Origin of the sequence: Bacillus sp. FSL K6-0972 (assembly GCF_037976035.1) — a bacterium.
Lineage (GTDB): Bacteria > Bacillota > Bacilli > Bacillales > Bacillaceae > Bacillus > Bacillus haynesii.
The window spans coordinates 3251842-3274276 of the sequence record NZ_CP150260.1 but is presented as its reverse complement, the minus strand read 5'-3'; the positions used below and the strand labels follow the sequence as shown (position 1 = coordinate 3274276).

General features: G+C 46.2%; 27 protein-coding genes. 14 read left to right on the top strand and 13 right to left on the bottom strand.

The window, feature by feature from the left end; all coding sequences use genetic code 11:
- Positions 1 to 3: 3 nt before the first annotated feature.
- Positions 4 to 759, bottom strand: coding sequence for a TraR/DksA C4-type zinc finger protein (locus tag MKX80_RS16575; protein WP_076791172.1), 756 nt, complete (start codon positions 757 to 759; stop codon positions 4 to 6).
- A gap of 107 nt (positions 760 to 866) precedes the next feature.
- Positions 867 to 1799 (bottom strand): 1,4-dihydroxy-2-naphthoate polyprenyltransferase, encoded by a 933-nt coding sequence (locus MKX80_RS16570; protein ID WP_154995379.1) that lies wholly within the window; start codon positions 1797 to 1799, stop codon positions 867 to 869.
- 268 nt (positions 1800 to 2067) lie between these two features.
- Between MKX80_RS16570 and MKX80_RS16565 the strand changes: the two genes are divergently transcribed.
- The 6 genes from MKX80_RS16565 (at position 2068) to menC (ending at position 9503) form a co-directional block, all read left to right on the top strand.
- Positions 2068 to 3492, top strand: a complete 1425-nt coding sequence (locus MKX80_RS16565; RefSeq protein ID WP_154995381.1) for an isochorismate synthase MenF — start codon at positions 2068 to 2070, stop codon at positions 3490 to 3492.
- Complete coding sequence (gene menD, locus MKX80_RS16560) at positions 3489 to 5225, top strand: 2-succinyl-5-enolpyruvyl-6-hydroxy-3-cyclohexene-1-carboxylic-acid synthase (protein ID WP_182070175.1); 1737 nt, start codon at positions 3489 to 3491, stop codon at positions 5223 to 5225. The genes MKX80_RS16565 and menD overlap by 4 nt, the downstream gene beginning before the upstream one ends.
- The gene (gene menH / locus MKX80_RS16555) at positions 5213 to 6034 is read left to right on the top strand and encodes a 2-succinyl-6-hydroxy-2,4-cyclohexadiene-1-carboxylate synthase (protein WP_154995386.1); all 822 of its coding nucleotides are present in this window, start codon (positions 5213 to 5215) and stop codon (positions 6032 to 6034) included. Before menD ends, menH begins: the two co-directional genes overlap by 13 nt.
- A gap of 14 nt (positions 6035 to 6048) precedes the next feature.
- The gene (gene menB / locus MKX80_RS16550; protein WP_043925816.1) at positions 6049 to 6867 is read left to right on the top strand and encodes a 1,4-dihydroxy-2-naphthoyl-CoA synthase; all 819 of its coding nucleotides are present in this window, start codon (positions 6049 to 6051) and stop codon (positions 6865 to 6867) included.
- 77 nt (positions 6868 to 6944) lie between these two features.
- Complete coding sequence (locus MKX80_RS16545) at positions 6945 to 8381, top strand: o-succinylbenzoate--CoA ligase (RefSeq protein ID WP_268299361.1); 1437 nt, start codon at positions 6945 to 6947, stop codon at positions 8379 to 8381.
- A gap of 12 nt (positions 8382 to 8393) precedes the next feature.
- Complete coding sequence (gene menC / locus MKX80_RS16540) at positions 8394 to 9503, top strand: o-succinylbenzoate synthase (protein WP_154995389.1); 1110 nt, start codon at positions 8394 to 8396, stop codon at positions 9501 to 9503.
- Between the two features lie 161 nt (positions 9504 to 9664).
- Here menC and MKX80_RS16535 read toward each other — a convergent pair whose 3' ends face one another.
- Genes MKX80_RS16535 through MKX80_RS16520 form a run of 4 tightly spaced genes read right to left on the bottom strand, consistent with a single transcriptional unit; the run spans position 9665 to position 12495 of the window.
- Entirely contained in the window at positions 9665 to 9856 is a 192-nt protein-coding gene (locus tag MKX80_RS16535; protein ID WP_020452690.1) for a hypothetical protein, read from the bottom strand.
- 26 nt (positions 9857 to 9882) lie between these two features.
- Positions 9883 to 10044 carry a DUF1540 domain-containing protein gene (locus MKX80_RS16530; protein WP_076791022.1) on the bottom strand — a complete coding sequence of 54 codons (162 nt, stop codon included), beginning with the start codon at positions 10042 to 10044 and terminating at the stop codon, positions 9883 to 9885.
- 44 nt (positions 10045 to 10088) lie between these two features.
- Positions 10089 to 11138 carry a cytochrome d ubiquinol oxidase subunit II gene (locus tag MKX80_RS16525; protein WP_154995416.1) on the bottom strand — a complete coding sequence of 350 codons (1050 nt, stop codon included), beginning with the start codon at positions 11136 to 11138 and terminating at the stop codon, positions 10089 to 10091.
- 31 nt (positions 11139 to 11169) lie between these two features.
- On the bottom strand, positions 11170 to 12495 hold the full coding sequence (locus MKX80_RS16520) for a cytochrome ubiquinol oxidase subunit I (protein WP_182070178.1): 1326 nt from the start codon (positions 12493 to 12495) through the stop codon (positions 11170 to 11172).
- Positions 12496 to 12687: 192 nt separating this feature from the next.
- On the opposite strand from MKX80_RS16520, the gene MKX80_RS16515 reads away from it, so the two are divergent.
- Positions 12688 to 12933, top strand: a complete 246-nt coding sequence (locus MKX80_RS16515; RefSeq protein WP_003184624.1) for a type B 50S ribosomal protein L31 — start codon at positions 12688 to 12690, stop codon at positions 12931 to 12933.
- Positions 12934 to 13015: 82 nt separating this feature from the next.
- On the opposite strand, the gene MKX80_RS16510 is transcribed toward MKX80_RS16515, so the two are convergent.
- A complete protein-coding gene (locus MKX80_RS16510; RefSeq protein ID WP_154995393.1) occupies positions 13016 to 14047 on the bottom strand; it encodes a zinc ABC transporter substrate-binding protein in 1032 nt (343 codons plus the stop codon).
- A 98-nt stretch (positions 14048 to 14145) separates the two neighbouring features.
- The gene (locus MKX80_RS16505; RefSeq protein WP_268299355.1) at positions 14146 to 15327 is read right to left on the bottom strand and encodes a GTP-binding protein; all 1182 of its coding nucleotides are present in this window, start codon (positions 15325 to 15327) and stop codon (positions 14146 to 14148) included.
- 126 nt (positions 15328 to 15453) lie between these two features.
- Here MKX80_RS16505 and MKX80_RS16500 point away from each other — a divergent pair, with 126 nt between their 5' ends.
- Positions 15454 to 16023, top strand: coding sequence for a carbonic anhydrase (locus MKX80_RS16500; RefSeq protein WP_154995396.1), 570 nt, complete (start codon positions 15454 to 15456; stop codon positions 16021 to 16023).
- Here the strand turns inward: MKX80_RS16500 and yidD are convergent.
- Positions 16020 to 16247: a membrane protein insertion efficiency factor YidD gene (yidD, locus tag MKX80_RS16495; RefSeq protein ID WP_043926296.1), complete on the bottom strand. Its 228-nt coding sequence runs from the start codon at positions 16245 to 16247 to the stop codon at positions 16020 to 16022. The genes MKX80_RS16500 and yidD overlap by 4 nt on opposite strands.
- A gap of 137 nt (positions 16248 to 16384) precedes the next feature.
- On the opposite strand from yidD, the gene MKX80_RS16490 reads away from it, so the two are divergent.
- On the top strand, positions 16385 to 16858 hold the full coding sequence (locus tag MKX80_RS16490; RefSeq protein ID WP_020452682.1) for an S-ribosylhomocysteine lyase: 474 nt from the start codon (positions 16385 to 16387) through the stop codon (positions 16856 to 16858).
- A 130-nt stretch (positions 16859 to 16988) separates the two neighbouring features.
- Positions 16989 to 17432: a FixH family protein gene (locus MKX80_RS16485; RefSeq protein ID WP_043926294.1), complete on the top strand. Its 444-nt coding sequence runs from the start codon at positions 16989 to 16991 to the stop codon at positions 17430 to 17432.
- Here the strand turns inward: MKX80_RS16485 and ytzI are convergent.
- Positions 17426 to 17569 (bottom strand): YtzI protein, encoded by a 144-nt coding sequence (ytzI, locus tag MKX80_RS16480; RefSeq protein WP_076791033.1) that lies wholly within the window; start codon positions 17567 to 17569, stop codon positions 17426 to 17428. The genes MKX80_RS16485 and ytzI overlap by 7 nt on opposite strands.
- 133 nt (positions 17570 to 17702) lie before the next feature.
- Here ytzI and MKX80_RS16475 point away from each other — a divergent pair, with 133 nt between their 5' ends.
- The 4 genes from MKX80_RS16475 (at position 17703) to ytkD (ending at position 19718) form a co-directional block, all read left to right on the top strand.
- Positions 17703 to 18140, top strand: a complete 438-nt coding sequence (locus MKX80_RS16475; protein ID WP_154995400.1) for a Dps family protein — start codon at positions 17703 to 17705, stop codon at positions 18138 to 18140.
- 151 nt (positions 18141 to 18291) lie between these two features.
- Positions 18292 to 18696: a phage holin family protein gene (locus MKX80_RS16470; protein WP_154995402.1), complete on the top strand. Its 405-nt coding sequence runs from the start codon at positions 18292 to 18294 to the stop codon at positions 18694 to 18696.
- A 47-nt stretch (positions 18697 to 18743) separates the two neighbouring features.
- The gene (locus MKX80_RS16465) at positions 18744 to 19067 is read left to right on the top strand and encodes a hydrolase (RefSeq protein ID WP_154995404.1); all 324 of its coding nucleotides are present in this window, start codon (positions 18744 to 18746) and stop codon (positions 19065 to 19067) included.
- Between the two features lie 174 nt (positions 19068 to 19241).
- Positions 19242 to 19718, top strand: coding sequence for an RNA deprotection pyrophosphohydrolase (gene ytkD / locus MKX80_RS16460; protein ID WP_154995418.1), 477 nt, complete (start codon positions 19242 to 19244; stop codon positions 19716 to 19718).
- Between the two features lie 30 nt (positions 19719 to 19748).
- Here the strand turns inward: ytkD and MKX80_RS16455 are convergent, their stop codons facing one another.
- Genes MKX80_RS16455 through MKX80_RS16445 form a run of 3 tightly spaced genes read right to left on the bottom strand, consistent with a single transcriptional unit; the run spans position 19749 to position 22293 of the window.
- The gene (locus MKX80_RS16455) at positions 19749 to 20573 is read right to left on the bottom strand and encodes an ABC transporter permease (RefSeq protein ID WP_154995406.1); all 825 of its coding nucleotides are present in this window, start codon (positions 20571 to 20573) and stop codon (positions 19749 to 19751) included.
- Complete coding sequence (locus MKX80_RS16450; protein WP_154995408.1) at positions 20536 to 21324, bottom strand: ABC transporter ATP-binding protein; 789 nt, start codon at positions 21322 to 21324, stop codon at positions 20536 to 20538. The genes MKX80_RS16455 and MKX80_RS16450 overlap by 38 nt, the downstream gene beginning before the upstream one ends.
- A 12-nt stretch (positions 21325 to 21336) precedes the next feature.
- Positions 21337 to 22293, bottom strand: a complete 957-nt coding sequence (locus MKX80_RS16445; RefSeq protein ID WP_234113261.1) for an ABC transporter substrate-binding protein — start codon at positions 22291 to 22293, stop codon at positions 21337 to 21339.
- Between the last annotated feature and the right edge of the window lie 142 nt (positions 22294 to 22435).

The window sequence follows — 22435 nt, the reverse complement described above, 5'->3', positions numbered from 1 at the left end:
GGCTTAGTCGTCGTCTTCAGTATAAGGGTCCTTTTCATAAGCCGGGAGATCGCCGAAAGAGGTCATGATGCCTTCTTCATCAAGAAGGTCTTCATATTTTTCGTGTTCTTTCGTCGGGTAGACAGTTACTTCTTTTCCGGTAATGTCTGTTGCGGCATAGTTTTCGTAATCTTCGACATACCCGAGCGGCTCTTCATATTCCATGTACATCTGGCTGTATGACAGCGGCGGAACGGCCAGATCCTGAGGTGTTTCCGAATTGCCGTAGCGTTCGACATCCTGGTAAGCGTCTTCTGAATCGTATGCGACGTTTTCATCGTCTTCGTCTTGTTCAAAATGTCCGAACGGCGGGTTCAGCACTTCTTCCTCAATCGGACGATCTTTTGAAACGGAGACGGTTGACGAATGTTCACTGCATGTCGTTGCGGTCGGCAGTACGGACAGCCTTTCATACGGGATGTCTTTCCCGCATACTTCACAGCGGCCGTATGTTCCTTTTTCGATCTTGGCTAAAGCGTGTTCGATATCGTGTAAATGCTCTCTTTCATGTTCAAAAAGAGCAAGGTCTTTTTCGCGTTCGTACAGTTCTGTACCTTCATCTCCTGGATGATTGTCATAAGCCGAAAGATCGCCCGTCGAGTTGAACGGGTGCGTCACATCGATGCCAAAATGTCCGTTTTCTTTAAAGCGGCTGACGATCTCTTCTTTTCCGGCTTTCAGTTCATTTTCGAGTTTTGTCAACTGTTCTTTTGTTAGCACATGCATCGCCTCGTTTCTTTAAAGTGCTCGCGTTTTTAGTATGAACGAATTCAAACAGAACTTTCATTGTAAATAAAAGCAAAAAAAAGAGCCGTAAAGGCTCTTTTTTAAAAAATGTACTGAATGAGCAGGGCAATGGCGAGCAGAAGGCCGAAAAAGGTGTTCGTCTGCGCCGTTGATTTCATGGCGACCATCAGTTCCGCCGGCTTCTCTTTTGCCTTGAACTCCTGGATGGCTTTAATCGGTTTCGGCAGGCTTAAAAGAACGAGGCAGCTCCACAGAGAAACGATCTCAAAGCCGATGTAAATACCGATCAATATATAGGAAACAGCAAAAACCCAGCTCAAAATCTGTACGGCGTTTTTTCTTCCGGCCAAAATCGGAAGCGTCTTCCTTCCGTTTTCTTTATCTCCGACCAAATCGCGGATATTATTGGAAAGATTGATACCTCCGACTAAAATCGTAATCGGAAGGGAGATCAGAAAGACGTTCCAAGTCAGCCCGCCTGTCTGAATATAGTATGAAATCAGAATGATGACCATTCCCATAAAAACGCCCGACATAATTTCACCGAACGGCGTATAGGAGATCGGAAACGGCCCGCCTGTATAAAGATAGCCGACGGCCATGCATACCAATCCGATCAGTGCAAGCCACCAGCTTGAAGACGCGCAGATGTACACGCCGAGTAAAACGGCGACTCCAAACAGTCCGTATGCCAGGTATAATACCGTCTTTGGCTTCATTCCATAGCGGACGATAGCACCTCCGATGCCGACCGAGTTTTCATTATCAAGTCCTCTTACAAAATCAAAATACTCATTGAATAAGTTTGTTCCGATTTGAATTAAAATTGATGCGGCCAGCATAGCTAAAAACAGCCAGATATCAATTTTTCCCGATTCAAGGGACATTACGGTCCCGAGCGTTACAGGGACAAAGGCGGCTGTCAGTGTATGGGGTCTTGTTAACATCCACCATACGCGCCATTTTTCCGGCTTTATTTCAGAAACACTCCCTGAAAGTGATTGATGCTGCATAAAGTATGACTCCTTTAGTTTTAATACGTACACGTCCATACTAAGTTTAGAAAAAGTTAAAAAAGGTGTCAATATAATGGGTGATATTGTTAGAAAAAAAGCGGCCGTCACGCATTTCGAAAATATTAAATGACCTTGTCTTTTTCAATCGGCCGATTACGTTTATAATAGGTAAGGGCGGTTGTTAATAAAGTGTCGTTTTGTTGACACATACCGTTCACAGGTGTATGGTTATAAAAGCATTTTACGGATTTTGGAGGAATGTATCATGGTGACAACAGTGCAGCGCACTTTCCTCAGGGAAGCGCCTGAAGCATTAAACATCGTCAAAAAAGTCAACCATGCTGTTTTAATAAGTTATTCCAGAAAAATTGAGAGCATAGATGCTCTTTCCTTTTTCATAAACGGGGAAGAACAATTTGCCGGGGAACGGTTCTTCTGGTCTGATCCGGACGGCGGACTGATGCTTGTCGGACTTGGAAAGGAAATTTCGGTTTCCACAGATCTGAAGGATGCCGGACGTTATCAGGCTGTACATGAAAAATGGGAGCGCTTAAAAGAGAAAACCTATCACTTCCATGAAGGTCAAAGCAGGAGCCAGGCAGCGGTGGGGCCATTGCTGTTTGGCGGTTTTTCATTTGATCCGCTGGAAGATCGCAAGCAGCATTGGAACGGCTACCAGGAAGGCGCTTTTTTTATTCCCTCCGCTATGCTGACACAGGACGGAGAGGAAACATTCATAACGGTCAATAGATGGAAGGCTCCTGAAGAAGACGTGCGCAAAGTACTTGAAGAAATAAAGGGCGCTGCTTCACAGCTGACCAATGCGGACGCTTCCCGTTATCCCGAAAAAGGTCATACGCGTTATACCGCCAAGGAGGAGCTTGATGTTCCTGAATGGCTTGAAGCGGTCCGACGGGCCACAGACGACATTAAAAACGGGAAGTATGATAAAGTCGTGCTCGCCAGAGAGAGCCTTTTAACGTTCGATCAGCCTGTCGAACTTCACAGAGTATTATTCAATCTGATGTCTGAACAGAAAACGAGCTATATATTCGCCATTGAAGAAAACGGCAAAAGTTTTGTGGGTGCGTCTCCTGAACGTCTGGTCAAAAAAGACGGAGAGAACGTTCTGTCGACCTGCCTTGCCGGTTCAATCAAGAGAGGCGAAAATGAGCAGGAGGACCGGATGCTCGGTCTTGAGCTGTTAAACGATGAAAAAAATCTAATCGAACACGACATTGTCGTCAATATGATTCATCAGGCGCTTTTGTCAAATTGCAGCAATATCAAAAAGCCGGCCAAGCCTGGACTGTACAAAACAAAAAATGTGCAGCATTTGTATACGCCGATTGTCGGCAAAATAAATGCGGAGTCCTCGCTTTTTGATTTAATCGAGAAGCTTCATCCAACTCCTGCGCTCGGGGGAGCACCTCAGCAAAAAGCGATTGAGGTCATCAGGGAGTTAGAACCGATGTCAAGGGGCTGGTATGCGGCACCGGCGGGTTGGATCGACATGTCCGGCAATGGGGAATTCGCGGTGGCGATCAGGTCAGGACTTATCGATTCGAAAGAAGCCAGAATTTTTGCCGGCTGCGGAGTTGTGGCTGATTCCGATCCTCTTATGGAATACGAAGAAACGCAAATTAAGATGAAGCCGATGCTGTCTGCACTTGGAGGCGATATCCGTTGACTGAAAATCCGATTACAAAATATATAGGGAATTTTATTGATGAGCTTTCCCTTGCAGGCGTGACAGAAGCGGTCATCTGCCCGGGATCAAGATCGACGCCCCTTGCGATTTTGGCCGCGAGTCATCCGGACATCAATGTTCATATCCATGTGGATGAAAGATCCGCTGCGTTTTTTGCAATGGGCATGGCAAAGGCAATGCGGAAGCCTGTCGCATTGATCTGTACATCCGGAACGGCTGCGGCGAATTTTTACCCGGCTGTGATCGAAGCTCATTATTCAAGAATACCGCTTATGATCTTAACGGCTGATCGGCCGCATGAACTGAGAGAAGTAGGAGCACCTCAGGCGATTGATCAGCAATTCTTATTCGGAAACTTTGTTAAGTTTTTCACAGACTCGGCTTTGCCTGACAGTCATCCTGAAATGCTTGCGTACATCCGGTCTTTGGCAGCACGTGCAGCAGGAGAAGCCAAAAAAGCGCCGCGCGGGCCCGTGCATATCAACTTTCCGCTGAGAGAGCCGCTTATGCCGAACCTTGAGGATGAACCGTTTCAAAGGCTGAGAAACGGCAGTCATGTGACGGTTGAAAGCGGCCGTTTCCGTACTGACCGGCACGAGCTTGAAGCGCTGAGTAATCTGATCAAAGAGACCGAAAAAGGCGTGATCGTCTGCGGAGAGCTGCAAGATGATGACGCTAAAGCACATATTGTATCTCTTTCGCAGGCAGCGGGATATCCGATTTTGGCTGACCCGCTCTCAAACTTGAGAAACGGCAGCCATTCAAAAGAAACTATTATCGATGCATACGATTCATTATTGAAAGAAGAACAGCTGAAACGCGAGCTCATGCCTGAGCTTGTCATCCGCTTCGGCGCGATGCCGGTTTCAAAGCCGCTTTTTCAGCTGCTAAAGCAAAATCCGAGCATCAGGCAAATCGTCGTTGATCCAGATGGAGGGTGGCGCGATCCGACTCAGCTCAGCGCACATATGCTGCATTGCACGGAAGAGGAGTTCGCGGCTGCTGCGGCTTCCGCTGTCAAAAAAAGATCAGGCAACTGGTCGGAGAAGTGGCGATTTGCCAATAGCCGCTTCCGCGCTCTTTTAAGAAATCTTGAAGCTGAGGATCTTACCTTTGAAGGAAATATCTACCGGAATCTGCAGCATTTGATTCCGGAAAACAGCTCCCTGTTTGTCGGAAACAGCATGCCGATCCGCGATGCGGATACATTTTTTGAAAATCAGGAACGGTCTTTCCGGATTTTTGCCAATAGAGGGGCAAACGGGATTGACGGCGTTGTCTCGACTGCGCTGGGCGTATATGCCGCAACGAAAGAACCGGTAACCCTTGTGATCGGCGATCTGTCATTTTATCACGATTTAAACGGCCTCCTCGTCAGCAAAACGCTCGACATCCCGCTGACTGTCGTTCTCGTCAACAATGACGGCGGAGGCATTTTCTCATTTCTTCCCCAATCTGCTGAAGAAAGGTACTTCGAGCTCTTGTTCGGAACGCCGACGGGGCTCGAATTCGAGCATGCCGCCAAGCTGTATGGGGGACGCTATATATGCCCTGAGTCATCCGCCCATTTTGCCGATGCGTATTTGTCCTCCGTCAACCGCCGCGGCTTGGATATCATTGAGGTGAAAACGAAGCGCGATGATCGTGTGCAGCAGCATCGCCGGATGCTTGATTCCGCGATGCATGAAATAAGAAAAGAGTGGCCGTTTTGAAATTGACACTGAAAGACGGCGTTTCCTATAAAATAGAAGACAATGGCCTGTCTGCGGAAAAAACGGCGGTGTTTTTGCATGGCTTTACAGGAAGCGCGGCAACGTGGGACGGGATAGACGGCTATTTTCAGGGGATGCGTCTGATCAAGCTGAATCTGCTTGGACACGGCGGAACCGACTCGCCGGCAGACAGCCGGCGCTACACAACAGAGAAGCAGACAGCTGATCTGATCGAGATTTTTGATTGTTTAAATGTGAAACAGGCTTACCTCATCGGTTATTCAATGGGCGGCCGACTTGCGTTATCCTTGGCGATGATTCACCCGGAGCGTGTGTCCGGTCTTGTGCTGGAAAGCAGTTCCCCGGGGCTTGATTCGCCGGAAGAAAGAAAAGCCCGCAGGGAGCAGGACAGCCGGCTCAGCAGGCGGATACTGGAAGAAGGAATCGAGTCTTTCGTAGATTATTGGGAAGGCATTCCGCTGTTTGCATCCCAGCTTTCAATGGACCCTTCGAAAAGAAAAAAAGTGCGCGAAGAACGTCTGAACAACAATCCGGTCGGACTTCGAGGCAGCTTAATCGGAATGGGGACCGGCTCACAGCCGTCCTGGTGGAACAAACTGAGCGGAATCGATTATCCGGTGCTTCTCATTGCGGGAAGCCTGGATCAGAAATTTATCGAGATCAATGAAAGCATGGCACAGCGCATTCCAGCCGCCCGCCTCGAGATTGTTGAACATACCGGTCATGCGGTTCATGTGGAAGAGCCCGATTTTTTTGGTAAAATAGTAAGTGAATTTATTTTAAAGTAGGAGGGTACACATCTATGACTGTAGAATGGAAAAGCGAACGTCAATACGAAGATGTATTATATGAAACATATAACGGCATCGCCAAAATCACGATCAATCGCCCTGAGGTACATAACGCATTTCGTCCAAAAACGGTTTCGGAACTGATCGATGCGTTTGCATATGCGCGGGATGATGCCAATATCGGCGTTATTGTCCTTGCAGGTGCCGGCGATAAAGCGTTCTGTTCAGGAGGAGACCAGAAAGTAAGGGGACACGGAGGCTATGTCGGTGAGGACGAGATTCCGCGTCTGAACGTGCTTGATCTTCAGCGGCTGATCCGCGTCATTCCGAAGCCTGTAGTTGCGATGGTTTCAGGCTATGCGATCGGCGGCGGTCATGTGCTCCACATCGTATGCGATTTGACGATTGCTGCGGACAACGCGATTTTCGGACAAACAGGACCGAAAGTCGGCAGCTTCGATGCAGGCTACGGGTCAGGCTATCTGGCGCGTATCGTCGGCCATAAAAAAGCGCGCGAAATCTGGTACCTGTGCCGTCAGTACAACGCTCAGGAAGCAAAGGAAATGGGCCTTGTCAATACGGTTGTACCGCTTGAAAAGCTTGAAGAAGAAACGATTAAATGGTGTGAAGAAATGCTTGAGAAAAGCCCGACAGCACTCAGATTCCTTAAAGCGGCCTTTAATGCCGACACTGACGGGCTTGCCGGCATCCAGCAGTTTGCCGGAGATGCTACACTGCTTTATTACACAACAGATGAAGCAAAAGAAGGCCGCGATGCGTTTAAAGAAAAACGCCGTCCAGACTTCGGACAGTTCCCGCGTTTTCCTTAAAAACCGGAAGAGAGAAACAGCTTAGTGCGACTGAGCTGTTTCTTTTATCATTCAAGATACTTTTTGGAGATGATGATATGCTGATGGACCATCCGAATTGGCTTAAACAGCGAGCAGAACTGACACCTGACAGGATGGCTGTGATTCAGGGAGATCACAAGCTGACTTTTATTCAATTATTTCACGAAGCCAAAAAAACGGCCGGACAGTTGAAGAGCTTTGGTCTGAGAAAAGGGGATACAGCAGCTGTACTCCTCACAAACCGGATGGAGATGGTCATCGTCGTCCATGCCTGCTTTCTTCTCGGCGTTCGCATCGTTTTGCTGAATACAAAGCTGTCAATGGCCGAACGAACATATCAAATTGAACACTCGGAAGCAAAGTTATTACTTACAGAGCAGCCTTTCATAGAAGAGCATAGAGGGGGACAGCTGGCTCGCGCTGTTGACATTGAAGACGTTCAAAACGCCGCTTGCCCTCCGGTTACGGAAATCGAGAGCATTCATTTGGACGATGCGGCCACAATCATGTATACCTCTGGAACGACCGGACGGCCAAAAGGGGTTATGCAGACATTTGCCAACCATTATTTCAGCGCGGTTTCATCGGCCTTGAATTTAGGGCTCCAAGAACACGACCGCTGGCTGATCGCCTTGCCGCTTTTCCACATCAGCGGTTTATCGGCTCTTTTTAAATCGGTCATTTACGGAATGACTGTCGTTTTGCATCAAAGGTTTGACGCCGAAGAGGTTCTCGGTTCGATCAAAGACAATCAAGTAACGATTGTCTCGGTCGTTCAGACGATGCTGTCGAGGCTTGCGGCACAAGTCGACAGCTGCCCCAAATCATTAAGGTGCCTGTTACTGGGCGGAGGACCAGCTCCGCTTTCTCTCCTTGAGGAATGCAAAAGAAAGAGGCTGCCGGTCGTACAGTCATACGGGATGACTGAAACGTGCTCACAGATTGCAACGCTTGCCCCAGAATACTCGATTGAAAAGCTCGGTTCAGCCGGCAAACCGCTGTTTGCATCAAGCATCAAAATCGAAAAGAACGGAACGGAATGCCAACCCGGAGAACATGGCGAAATAACCGTAAAAGGGCCGACCGTTATGAAGGGCTACTTGAAAAATGAGGCGGCAAATAAAGCCTCATTCAATGACGGCTGGTTTAAAACCGGTGATATCGGGTATCTTGACGATGACGGATTTTTATATGTGCTGGACAGGCGTTCAGACTTAATCATATCAGGAGGAGAAAACATCTATCCGGCTGAAGTCGAGGCCGTTCTTCTGTCACACCCCAATGTCGCGGAAGCAGGGGTGAAAGGGGTCGATGACAAAACTTGGGGAAAGGTTCCTCACGCCTATCTCGTCGCCGACAGCCCCGTTGATGAAGAGGAGCTGAGCGAATTTTGCAAAGAACGGCTTGCTTCATATAAAGTGCCTAAAGCCTTTCATTTTGTCGGCAAGCTGCCGAGAAACGCTTCAAATAAACTGATGAGACATCAATTGTAGAAGGAGAGCGCCATGATTCAAATCAAACAGCTGACATTGTACCATCTCAGCATGCGGCTGAAAAAGCCTTTTAAATCAAGCTTGGAAACCTTTCAGGATCGCAAGTTTATCATCATTGAAGCTGCTGACCAAGAAGGTGTGACAGGCTGGGGGGAAGTATCCGCTTTTTCATCTCCGTGGTACACCGAAGAAACAACGGAGACATGCTACCACATGCTAAAAGATTTTTTGATTCCGGCTGTGCTGCGCGAATCATTCACACACCCTTCAGAAGTGCCCGAGACGCTTCGCGGATTCAAAGGCAACAGAATGGCAAAGGCCGGCCTTGAAGCCGCCTTTTGGGACATTTACGCCAGGAAAAAAGGGATCTCTTTAAGAGAGGCGCTGGGCGGAGTAAAAACAGAAGTTCCTGCCGGGGTCGTCGTCGGTCTTGCCCCATTGGATGATATGCTTCAGGAAATTGAGCAATATGTAAAAGAAGGATATCAAAGAATAAAAATCAAAATTCAGCCGGGGCAGGATATAGAGCTTTTAAAAGAAATACGCGGGCATTTTCCGAAGGTGCCGCTGATGGCAGATGCCAACTCTTCTTACGAATTAAAAGACATCAGCCGGATTAAAGAGCTTGACGCATTTAAATTAATGATGATCGAACAGCCGCTGGCGGATGATGATATCGTTGACCACCGCCATCTGCAAAAACATATTAAAACATCAATTTGCCTTGATGAAAGCATTCGTTCGGCTGATGATGCGCGAAAGGCAATCGAGCTCGGCAGCTGCAAAATTATCAATATTAAGCCGTCCCGAGTCGGCGGTTTGACAGAAGCTCTGAAAATCCACGACATCTGCAAAGAACACCAAATGCCTGTATGGTGCGGCGGCATGTTTGAAACCGGCATTTCAAGAGCCCACAATCTTGCGTTGAGTTCTCTTCCGCAGTTTTTGATTCCTGGGGATCTTTCTTCATCCTCAAGGTATTGGGAAGAGGATATCGTAAAACCGGAAATCCGCATTGAAGGCGGCTATATTCAGGTTCCAAGCCGGCCGGGAATGGGATTTGAAGTCGATACTCATATTTTAAGAAAGAATTCATCGAAAATAGACGTTTTCAAACAGTAAAGGCTGTTTTAAACGCTGATTTCCAGATTTTCAAGCTTTGTTAAATGGGCAGCCTCTCATGTATATTAAAGCTGTACATTATTCCCTTCTCGTTTGGACCGGCTTTCAAGCCGGTTTTTTTAAAAATATGAAAAGAGCTGCCTTGATGACAGCCCTTTCCTTTAATCGCCCAAAAGCAAATCTTCGTGTACGATCTGTCCGATCAGCCGGTCCGCTTGATCCGGCAGCCCGTCAAGACAGCCGTATTCATAATCCCATAAGTTCATGAAGGAGCAGGCGGCTTTTTGAAATGCGGTTTCGTCCGCCCCGTGGATTTCCTGATAAAAAGCCTGTAACAGCGACTCTTTATTCATGACTGTCCCTCCTTCATTCATCCGCTTTAATGATGTTCGGGTTTAAATGTTTTGCAATCCGTTTCTTCACTATTAGAAGCTTTTTCACCTTCAGCATGGCTGACGACATAGATGGCGTCGGCTGTGCACTTGTTTCCCTGTTCCCAATAGGTGCAGTTGCTGACTTCACACAGTATTTTTTGCTCCATGTAATTTGGGCCCCCTTTAAAAGTAGTACACATTTAGCTTAACCTTATTCATGCTGTTTGATGTACCGCTTGTCCTTCATGAACAATTTCCAGAAATAATAAAAGCCGGGGAATAAAATAATAAAACCGACGATGTAGGAGATGAACAGTGCCCTGAATGTCTCCGGTGCGGTGAAGCCCGATTGAATCGTAACATCAGGATAGACCATGTAAGGGAGGTGCGCTCTCCCGTACACATAGCTCGCCGTAAAATACTGCAGCGTAATGGCGATGACAGCCAGGCGCGGCTTTCCCAGCCGGTCGCTGTTATATCTGTTTGGCAGAAACAGTGCCGCAAATGCGACGAGAAACAGCAAAAACGATAAAATCAGCCATGGAAGCCCGTCCATCATTTTCGTATAAAGCCAGCTGGCTTCCGTCCTCATGGTCATCATGATGCTGAACGACATAAGCAATGCGAGCGGTCCGGTGATTAAAGCGTTTCGGCGGTAGACCTGATACGCGTCTTTTTCTCCGGCTACATTTGAAAAATCAGCCAGCAGTAATGAAGACAGAAACAGCGTGCTGAAAATGGCAAAGCCCATAAAAGAATAGGCATGGGGGCTTAAAAACAAATTGACAAAGTCCAAGTGGTGATTTCCGTCTACCTGATATACGAAGTTGCCGTGTGTCACGGGCAAGACAAGGATTAAAACAGCCGGAATGATAAAGCCGCTGATCCCTGAAACGTAAGTCAGCGCCCTTTCATAATCTTTTGCAGCGTGGGAAAAGACCAAAAATCCGCTTCGAATCGCCAAAAGCAACAAAATAATGCTGCCGGGAATCAAAAGCACCGTCCCCAGCACAAAAGTGCCGCCCGGGAAAAAGCTGAAAAGGGCTACGACGATTCCGACGATGAAAACATTGGTCACTTCCCAGGTCGGAGAAAGATAGCGGTTTGCTATATTGGTTGCTTTCAGCTGTTTTTTGTTCATATAAATCATCGACCAAAATCCCGCTCCAAAATCCATCGACGCCATCACGGCGTAGATAAATATAAATCCCCAGACGATCGAAATAGCCAGCAGGGCATCTGTTGTTCCATCCAGTTGCATCATATGACTTCCCTTCTGTTTTTTTGTGCAATCAGCTGCTTTTTAAATCCTCTTCGACAGGGTGGCGTTTAAAGTAATATTGCAATACGAACACCACCGCTGCTCCTAAAATAATATAGACGACAAAGAACAAAAGAAACAATATGCCAATCGAGCCGGAGGTCGTCACCACTTCTGACGTTTTCTGCATATGGTAAATGACCCAGGGCTGCCTTCCGGTGCAAGCGAACACCCAGCCCAGTTCGATTGCAAGCAAAGCGAGCGGGCCGCCGGTTATAAACACGGCCAGCATCCAGCGGGGAAAGCGGTCTTTTTTCATGACTTTCCTCCAAATAAAACCGACAGCGGCATAAACAATCAAAAGGCTGCCGATAAAAACCATGCCGTTAAACAAAGTATGAATGAAAAGAGGAGGCCACTCATCCCTTGGAAAGTCATTCAGCCCTTTCACGACGGTGTCAAAGCGGTTGTCGGCCAAAAAGCTTAAAGCCCAGGGAATCTCAATCGCCCATTTGACCGATTGCGTCTTTTCATCGGTAAATCCGCCGATCGCAAGAGGGGCATGGGACTGGGTTTCAAACAGGCCTTCTGCGCCGGCCAGTTTTTCAGGCTGGTAGCGGTGAAGAAGCTGTGCGGATTCGTGCCCGCTCAGAGCCGTGACCAGAGAAAACGCTCCTCCGACAATCAGCCCGAGCAGCAGCGCTTTTCTATGGAGGGCGTAGACTCTTTCATCACCGCGGTTTCGGAGCATTTTGTAGGCGGCTACCGTCGCAATAATAAACGCGCCCGTCATAAAAGCGGAGACGACAACGTGTCCTGCTGTGGCCACAAAGCTTTTGTTGAAGAACGCCGTCCACGGCTGAACATCGGTAATTTCACCGTTCACAATTTTGAAGCCTTCAGGTGTTCCCTGGAAAGCGTGCACATTTGTAATTAAAATGGCTGATGCGGCTGCTCCGATAACGATAAAAATGACAGCTGTAATTCTCATAAGAGGAGTCAGCCGATCGGCTGCGTACACATAAATGGACATAAATAAAGCCTCAATAAAAAAGGCGTAGATTTCAATTTGAAATGGGAGGGACATGACTTTTCCGATCACTTCCATGAATCCCGGCCAAAGCAGGGCAAGCTGCGTTCCGGCAATGGTTCCGGTCGGTATGGCGACCCCGAGCAACACGGCTTGTGCCTTCGTCCATCTTTTGGCCATAATGGCGTAGTGGGGATCTTTCGTTCTTTGATAGATCAGCTCGGCCAGCAAAATCATTAAAGGAATTCCGACACCAAGCGAGGCAAAAATAATATGGAACCCCATCGTTGTTCCGAAAAGGCTTCTTGCAAAAATCAAGTCGTTCATCCGGAAAACCACCTTTCATTTACACCATTTTGCTTTTTATTGTTTACCGCCTTTTTTAGATTATTCTTCCTGTGAGCGGTTAAAATGGATAAGGTGATCAAAACATGGCAAATGAACATTCATTTTTGACACAAGGATTTGAAAGGTATATAATAAAACGTAATTATTACGTTTTGTTAGGAGGAATGGCATATGAAACCAAATATTCATCCGAAAACTTATCAAGTGATCTTTCAGGATGTAAACAGCGGGTACCGTTTTTTAAGCCGCTCAACTAAAACTTCTGATGAGACGGCTGAGTGGGAAGACGGCAAGACATATCCCGTTATAAAAGTTGAGGTAAGTTCTGATACCCATCCGTTTTATACCGGAAGACAGAAATTCAATGAAAGAGGCGGAAGGGTGGAACAGTTCAAGAAAAGATTTAATATGGATTAAAATTAAAAAGGCCGGATGTTTCCGGTCTTTTTTCGTCCATATAAAAAAACAAGCGCATTAGGTGTCATGCGCTTGTTCTCTGTTATTTGTTTGATAAAGCTTTTTTCAAGACGGCCAGGTTTTCTTTCATGATGGTGGTATAGTCTTTGCCGTTTTCAATGTCTTCTTTTGATACAGATTCAAGGTTTTTCATCGTCAGGCTTTCGGCTCCGATTTCTTTTTTGATGATCTCGGAGATTTTGCTGCTGACATTGCTTTCAAAAATGACATATTTTATATCATGTTTTTTTGCCGTCTTAACAATGTTTTCAAGCTGCTTTTGTGAAGGTTCCTCTGTTGGCGAAAGTCCGAGCACGCTCATCTGTTTAATACCGTAGCGTTTTTCCCAGTAGCCGTAGGCGGCATGTGAGACGAGAATTTCTTTTTTATCAGCTTTGTCGACGGTTTGTTTAAAGTCTTTGTTAAGCTGCTCCAAATCTTTTTTTAGAGACTCATAGTTTTCCGTAAACGTTTTTTCGTGTTCCGGTTCTAATTTAACGAGTTGGTCTTTAATGTTTTCGGCCATTTTTTCAGCAAGGACAGGGTCAAGCCATACGTGCGGGTCATGATCTCCATGGTCGTGATGATGATCATGGCCTTCGGCTTCTCCGTGTTCATGTTCTTCTTCGTGAGCATGCTCATCGTGCTCACCGTGTTCTTCTTCATGTGCATGCTCATCATGTTCGCCTTCTTCTTCACGTGACAGAAGGTCAATGCCCTCTCCGGCTTTGACGATTTTGACGTCGCTGTTTTTTAATGTGCTTACAGCTTTGTCCGCGAATCCTTCCACACCGACTCCAGAGTATATAAAGGCGTCCGAGTCGGAAATCTCCGCCATCGTTTTTGAGCTTGGCTCGTAAGTGTGCGCTTCAACGTTTGGCGGGTAAACACTTTTAACGTTCACATAATCTCCGCCAATCTTTTTGGTGAAGTCTTCAAGCGGATAAATGGTTGTATAGACATCCAGCGTGTCTTTATTTTCTTTTTGTTCACCGGAAGTGCCATTGCTTGAACAACCCGCTGTTAATCCGGCAGCAAGAATGAATGCCGATGCTAATCCGAATGTTTTTTTCATGGTATTTCTCCTCTCAATGTAAAACTGAAATGGTTCCGATTTAATGGTCCTGTATCATTGTATCGTAATAATTACGATTTGAAAAGAGGAAATGATAGTTAAATATACTCAGGCAGTGAATCATGGAAGGCCGACCAGTCTGAATTCATTTCTTCATCTGTAAGAAGGGTCTGATCCAGGGAGCGGATCATGTCTTCCTGATTCATGTCGATGCCGATAAAAACGATTTCCGTTTTCCGGTCTCCATATGTTTCATCCCAGTCCGCTTTTAAATTGGGATCCTCTTCAAACGCGAGCTTTTGTTCTTCCTCGGGAGACGCTGCAATCCAGGGGCCTGCGCTTTGGATCATCAGTGAAGAGCCTGCCTGGGACAGAAGGCCAGCTGTGTCATTTCGAGAAGCAAGCCAGAAGAAGCCTTTTGCTCTAATAATTTGCGGCGGCCAGTTTTCAAGCCAGCGCTTCAGTCTTTCAGGATGGAAAGGCCTTTGTTTTTGATAGACGAAGGAAGAGATTCCGAATTCCTCTGTTTCAGGTGTGTGCTCTTCATTCAGCTCTTTGATCCACCCTGCTGATTGACTTGCTTTTTCAAAATCGAACGATTTCGTATTTAGGATGGCCGAAAGCGGCACTTTTGCGAATGTCGAGGAAATGATTCTGCAGTCCGGATTCAGTTTTCTCAGGGACCAGAAAAGCTTTTCCTGCTCTTCTTTATTGAGTAAATCAGTTTTATTCAAAATGAGGACATCGGCAAATTCGATTTGCTCAATTAAAAGGTCGGCCACTTCCCGGCTGTCTGTTTCGTCTGCCGCCTGTTTCCGTTCCAAAAGGCTATCGCCCGAAGCGAAGTCCTCAAAAAAACGGCTGCCGTCGACGACGGTGACCATTGTATCAAGCCTGCAATATTTGCCTAAATCAATATCCAGCTCCTCATCTTTGTAAGTAAAGGTTTGGGCAACGGGAATCGGCTCGCTGATACCGGAAGATTCGATGAGAATATAATCGATTCCGCCGTTCTCCGCCAGCTTTTTGACTTCGATGAGCAGATCGTCTCTCAGCGTACAGCATATGCAGCCGTTCTGCATTTCGACAAGCTTTTCATCCGTGTGGATGAGGTCCCCTTTTTTCACCAGGGAGCCGTCGATATTAATTTCACTCATGTCATTGACGATCACGGCGATTTTTAAGCCATGCGCTTCATGCAGGATATGCTGCAGCAGCGTCGTTTTCCCGGATCCGAGATAGCCGCTTAAAACAGTGACCGGAATCAGATTTTGCTTCATGTTCTTCACCTTTCTTAAAACGTAATTGTTTCGATTTACACAAGGGAAATCTTACTTGACTTATGAAAAAAATACAAGAAATATGTTATATTTAGATATAAAAAGCGTTTAGAAAGGAAATGAGCCATGAAACTTTTGGACAATATTCTACAGTTCAATCAACAGTTTGTTGAGCGGCAGGACTATCAAAAATACCAAACAAGCAAGTTTCCTGATAAGAGAATGGTGATTCTGTCTTGCATGGACACAAGGCTTGTCGAGCTGCTTCCTCATGCCATGAATATGCGGAACGGAGACGTGAAGATCGTTAAGAGCGCGGGTGCACTCGTGGCTCATCCTTTCGGAAGTATAATGCGGAGCATTCTCGTTGCGGTATACGAACTGAACGCTGATGAAGTATGCGTGATCGGCCACCATGACTGCGGTATGAGCAAGCTGAGCTGCGACAGCTTTTTGGACAAAGTCGTCAAGCGCGGCATTCCAAAAGAACGGATTGAGACCCTTGAGTACTCCGGCGTCGATTTTGAACAATGGCTGAAAAGCTTTGATTCTGTAGAGGACAGCGTCAGGGACAGTGTAAGCGTTATTCGGAACCATCCGTTGATGCCGGAGGAAGTACCTGTTCACGGACTTGTCATCGATCCGGAAACAGGCAGACTGGATCTCATTGTCAACGGATATCCGGAAGAGCGTTAATCCTTTTGCTTTTTTTCCGGAACGGGATCTATTCCGCCGGGATGAAACGGATGGCATTTCAGAATCCGCTTGATGGTGAGCCATCCGCCTTTACATGCGCCGTGCTTTTCGATCGCTTCACGGCCGTAATTGGAGCATGTCGGATAAAAACGGCATGTCGGCGGAAGAGCCGGTGATATCCATTTTTGATAAAAGCGGATGAGCAGCAGGAATACGGTTTTCATGTTTTTCGCACCTTTTTTGTTTTGACCTTATTATAATATAAGCAAAAAACTCATAAAAAGGAAAAGCATTCACCTGAAAACTTATCGGTAAAGTATGATATAATAAAAAAAGACCGATTAGAGGGGAGAGAGGAACCATGCCTTCAGTTGAAAGTTTTGAACTTGACCATAATGCGGTAAAAGCGCCTTACGTCAGACACTGCGGCGTCCATAAAGTAGGATCGGACGGCGTCGTCAACAAGTTTGACATCCGCTTTTGCCAGCCGAATAAACAGGCGATGAAACCTGATACGATTCATACTTTGGAGCATCTTCTTGCATTTACGATCCGCACGTATGCGGAAAAATATGACCACTTTGATATTATCGACATTTCGCCGATGGGCTGCCAAACAGGCTATTACCTGGTGGTAAGCGGTGAACCGAAAGTGGAAGAAATCGTTGACTTGCTTGAGGATACGTTCAAAGAAGCTGTGGAAGTGACTGAAATTCCGGCGGCTAACGAAAAACAGTGCGGCCAGGCAAAGCTTCACGATCTTGAAGGCGCAAAGCGCATGATGCGTTTTTGGCTTTCGCAAAATAAAGAAGACCTGCTCAAAGTGTTTGGATAAAATGTTTGAAAAAACCGGCTCTCTTCTGAGCCGGTTTTCATTTTTTGTTCACAAAGAAAATAATGCCATTTATCCCTGAACTTTGCTACACTTTATATTGTAATACATATCATAGAAGAAGGGTGATAGGATGCGTTTGGGAAAATGGTTCATTCTCTTATGTTTAGCGGTCGGCCTTTCCGCCTGCAGCCAGGGGGACAAGCAGGCGGCATCGGATGAGGAGCCCCAAGTGCTGACGGCCAAACTGGCGGCGCCTGAAGCGGCGGCCAAAAATGAAAAGGCTGTCATAAAAGCGACCGTGCTCTATGGGGACGAGCCTGTTGCAGATGCCGATGAGGTGGAGTTTGAATGCTGGAAGGCGGGGAGCAAGGAAGATAGCGAGCTAATCAAAGCGAAGAATGAGGGTAAAGGCGTATACAGCATGGAAAAAGCGTTTCCTGAAGACGGCCATTACAAAGTCCAAGTCCATGTCACGGCGAAAAAACAGCATACAATGCCGGTTGCAGACATTAAAGTAGGGAAAGCAACGGATGTGACCGATGAAGATGAAAAAGAAGAAGCCCATCATCATTGATGAGGCTGTTCTTCTTCCCGCGACGGAAGGGGATCGACTTCATGCTTGTAGTCATAAGCTTTTGATGTTGTGACGAGCGATATTGCCAGAACGGCGCCGGTAATCAGAATTCCAACAATAATCCAAAAGAGGATCATCACTTACCTCCGAATAGTTTTTTCCAACAGTTTACCATATCAGGCAAAGAAAATCATGATAAAGAGTAAAAGAAATGTTTCCTGCACAAGCTAAACGGGTAAATCAAAAGTAAACGAAAAGGAGGACGATCTAATGTCTGAAAAATTGAAAGCAACCGTCAACAAACAAGTCGCGAACTGGACCGTTCTATATGTGAAGCTACATAATTATCATTGGTATGTGAAAGGGAAAGATTTCTTTACGCTGCATGCAAAATTTGAGGAGCTTTACACAGAAGCGGCAGAGCATATCGATGATTTGGCTGAACGCCTATTGGCGATACAGGGCTCCCCGGTCGGAACGATGAAGGAATGCCTGGAAATGTCCGCGATTAAAGAAGCGGACGGAAGCGAGTCTTCTGAACAAATGGTGCAAAACATTTATAATGACTTTTTAACGGTGGCTGAGGAGCTGAAAAGCGGAATGGAGCTTGCCGATGAAGTCAATGATGAAACGACGGGAGACATGCTGCTCGCGATTCATCAATCGATCGAAAAACACAACTGGATGCTGAAAGCCTACTTAGGGTAAGGAAAAGCTCGGGCAATGCCTGAGCTTTTTTGTATTTTCGTTCTTTTTAAAGCCTTTTTTAGAAATTGTCAAACAATTCATCCAAGCCTTTCAAAGTCTTTTTTCATAGGATAAGCTATGAAAAGTCTTTTTTGAAAGGATGTTGAAGCACATGTTTAAGGACTTAAGCATCTTTTCGCTCTTTACAATTGGTTTATCAGCCATCGGATTTTTGTTTGGCCGAATCGAATATTTATTTATGATCTTAATTACACTGATGGGAATTGAATTTGTCAGCAAAAGCTTGAACGAATGTGTGGAAGATCGCTTTACGATTAAGAGGCTGTTTACAAGGCTGGCAAGAAAATTGGTTACGCTCTTTCTGATATCCGTTGCCCACCTTTTTGATCAAATGCTGCAAACAGGCAGTTCGATCCGCGATTTTTCTATTATGTTTTATATTTTATATGAAGCGTTTCAAATCGTGAGCACGGCTCATTCGTTAGGAATCCCCGTGCCGCAGATGTTATTGGACATTTTAGATACCATAAAGGAAAAACTCCGGGGAAAGCCGTAACATTTTAATACAACTGGTCATACTAACACGAAAAAGGATGATTGGCTTTGGAAAAAAGGACGTACTATGTTTCGGTGCAAGATGGAATGATTTCGCAGAGCTCAGACGCCTCCCCGTGGGAATTTCAAATTTCGGCGACAGATGATGACATCATCATTTTAAGAGAATATTTTGATCAGCTGTATTCAGAAGACTGGATCAACTTTTTCAGAGCTCACGTGCCTGCAGTCGAATACCACAATGACAGTGCAAATGACAAAATGGACGAACTACGCAAAGACATTTACTCGATGCTTTACCGTCTGGGCAATGAAGAAACCAAGTCGTTTATCAGTGAAAACGGCCTTGCCGAACTCAATTCAGCTGATTAAACGAAGCCCGCAGCACAGAGTCACCCAGCCTTGCCGCCTTCTCACTCAAAATGGACACTGAAGTTCTGAGAGACAATAAAATTACTAAGCTGAACTGGACAAAAACTCTACCGAAAGAACCAATATATGATATGATGAGTGGAAGAAGCAAGGAAACGGATAAGAGGGATTATGATGTACGAATTTAAAGATTATTACCGTAATACGGTTCAGCTTTCTTTTGAGAAGGAACCTTTTTCAAAAGAACCAAAGCATGTATGGGTGATCTGCCGTTACGAGGATCAATGGCTGTTGACAAATCATAAGGACAGGGGCCGTGAATTCCCCGGCGGCAAAGTCGAACCAAGCGAAAATGCTGAGGAAGCGGCTTTGCGGGAAGTGAAGGAAGAAACAGGCGCTGTCGTAAGAAAGCTGACCTATCTCGGACAATATAAAGTTCTTGGCAGAGAGAAAGTGATCGTCAAAAATATTTATTTTGCCGATATCGAAAAGATCGAAAAACAGCCGACGTACTATGAGACGAATGGCCCTGTTTTGCTGAAGAGCCTCCCGAAGGATATCGCTAAAAACAGAAATTACAGTTTTATTATGAAAGATTCCGTCCTGACGATCAGTCTTGAAAAGCTGAAAAAGGCCGGCATCATCAAATAAAAAGCCCTGCATTTGCAGGGTTTTTTCATGTTATACTCTGCCTTTCATCCACTTCCTTTCCAACAGCTCGACACCCTGATACATCATCGTTGCGAAGACGGCGATGATCAGGAGGCTCAGCATGACAAGGTTGAAATTAAAGACTTGAAAGCCGTAGATGATCATATAGCCGAGGCCTTGAGCTGACACTAAAAATTCTCCTACGATGACACCGACCCAGCTCAAGCCGACGTTGACCTTCAGTGTAGATATGATCGTCGGAATGGAAGCGGGCAGTATGACTTCTTTGAAAATTTCGCGTTTCGTTGCACCGAATGTCTTCATGACTTTTAAATAGTTTTCATCGATTTCTTGAAAGGACGTGTAGACGACGATTGTCGTAATGATAACGCTGATGATGGCGCCCATTGCAATAATACTCGTCAAGCTTGGGCCGATCGCCACGATGAGAATAGGGCCCAGCGCCACTTTCGGCATCGCATTTAAGACGACAAGATACGGATCCAATATTTTAGAGAGCCTCGGGAACCACCATAAGAGGGCGGCCAGAAAAGTTCCAAGCAATGTTCCGGCCAGAAAGCCGAGGATGGTTTCAAATACGGTTACACCGATATGGCCCGGCAATGATCCGTCTCCAATCTTTTCGAGGAAAAGCGCCCAGACGGCTGAAGGAGAGCTGAAGATCAGCGGATCGATCCATCCTAGACGGCTTGCGGTTTCCCACAGCGAAAAGAAAACGATGAAAATCGCGATTTGAAAAAAGCGGACACGCCTTTTTTCGGCCTGCTGCTCCTTTAAATAAGCCTCATGAAGGAAGTCAACTTTTGGTTTCAGATGTTTGTTGTTCAAGGTCATTGAGCTCCTTCCATATGTTCTGAAAGAGGGGCTGAAATTCCGGTTCCTGCCTCGCTTCAAACGGTGTCAGCTTCCTGAGCGGTTCAGGAACGGCAAATGTTTTATGGATGGTGCCCGGCTGCTTTGAAAATAGCAGAATCCGGTCGCTCATCGCTATCGCTTCACCGATATCATGGGTCACGAGCACCGCTGTTTTTTGATACGTCTTTAACGTGTTGAACACTAAATCTTCGAGGTTCAATTTTGTCTGATAGTCAAGGGCTGAAAAAGGCTCATCAAGCAGAAGGATATCGGGGTCGACAGCGAGTGTGCGGGCAAGCGACGCCCTCTGTCTCATACCGCCTGAGAGCTCTTTTGGATACTTTTTTTCAACCTCGTAAAGCCCGAATTTTTTCAGCAGGCCGAGAGCGGCTTCCTTCGTTTCCGGTCCGAATTTTTTGGAAATGTGCAAACCGATTAAGACGTTTTCCTCAATTGTTTTCCAGGGAAATAAATAATCCTGCTGGAGCATATAACCGATGTGCCGATCCTTTTCTTCAGGTGTGCGCCCTTCAATCAAGACGCGTCCTTCCGTGGGGGAAACGATGCCGGCGATGATCGATAAAAGTGTTGTTTTGCCGCATCCGCTTGGGCCGAGAAACGAAACAAATTCGCCTTTTTCGACTTCAATGCTGACGTTTTCCAGCGCTGCTGTTTTTTCCTTCAATGAAAAGTAAGTATGTGTGACATCCTGAACTTGCAAAAAAGACACTGCGGCCACCTCCTAGTGATTTTTTGTGACCTTTTCGGCGATCTTTGTATTGACCAGCTCTTGATGAGGGGTGCGCTTCGGCAGCTCGCCGGCTTCATCCATGATGGTTTGAAGCTGGTTCCATTCTTTTTCATCCAAAACAGGATCAAGGGCAAAAGACCGTTGTTGTTTATATCGTTCGATTGAAGATTCAATGATTGAAAGCTCGGTATCTTTAAAATAATCTTGAACGCTTTCGGCTGCTTCTTTTGCAGAGTGCGTCTCCACCCACTGCTGCGCTTTAAAAACCGCGCGGGTGAACTTTTCGACCGCTTCTTCGTTTTTCGTTAAATAGCTTTGTTTGGCCATAAAAGTTGTATATGGAATTCGGCCCGATTCTTTTCCGAAGGAGGCGACAATGCGGCCGATGCCTTCTCTTTCAAAAATGGATGCCTGGGGTTCAAATAATTGAACATAATCACCTGTCCCAGATGCAAAGCTGTTTGCGATATTCGCGAAATCAATTGTTTGGACCAGGTTCACATCCTTTTTAGGATCGATGCCTTTCTGTTTCAGGACAAATTCGCCTGCCATCTGCGGCATTCCGCCTTTGCGCTGGCCAAGGAATGTTTTGTCTTTCAAATCATCCCAGCTGAAATGCCCCGAATCGTTCCTGGAGACGAGGAATGTTCCGTCCGTCTGGGTAAGCTGTGCAAAATTAATCACCGGATCGCTTGCACCCTGGGCATTCACGTATATCGACGTTTCCGAGCCGACAAGCGCAATATCGGCGCCGTTTGACAGAAGGGCAGTCATCGTTTTATCTCCGCCCCAGGTCGTTTTCAGTTCAACATCAAGGCCTTCTTCTTTAAAAAAACCTTCAGATAAGGCGATATATAAAGGCGTATAGAAAACGGAACGGGTCACTTCCGCCAGACGGATCTTTTCGGTCTTTTGTCCGCCGCATGAAGCGAGGATAAACAGCATCATGATGAAGGATAATATGGTAAAAAAGAAACGCTTCAAACCGATTTCCCTCCTTTGATTTCGGTTATTTTCGGCATAAAATAGTTTATGTTATATACTAAACAGGTGTGAGGGGCAGCTGCGGATTAAAAGAGGTGACGTGACG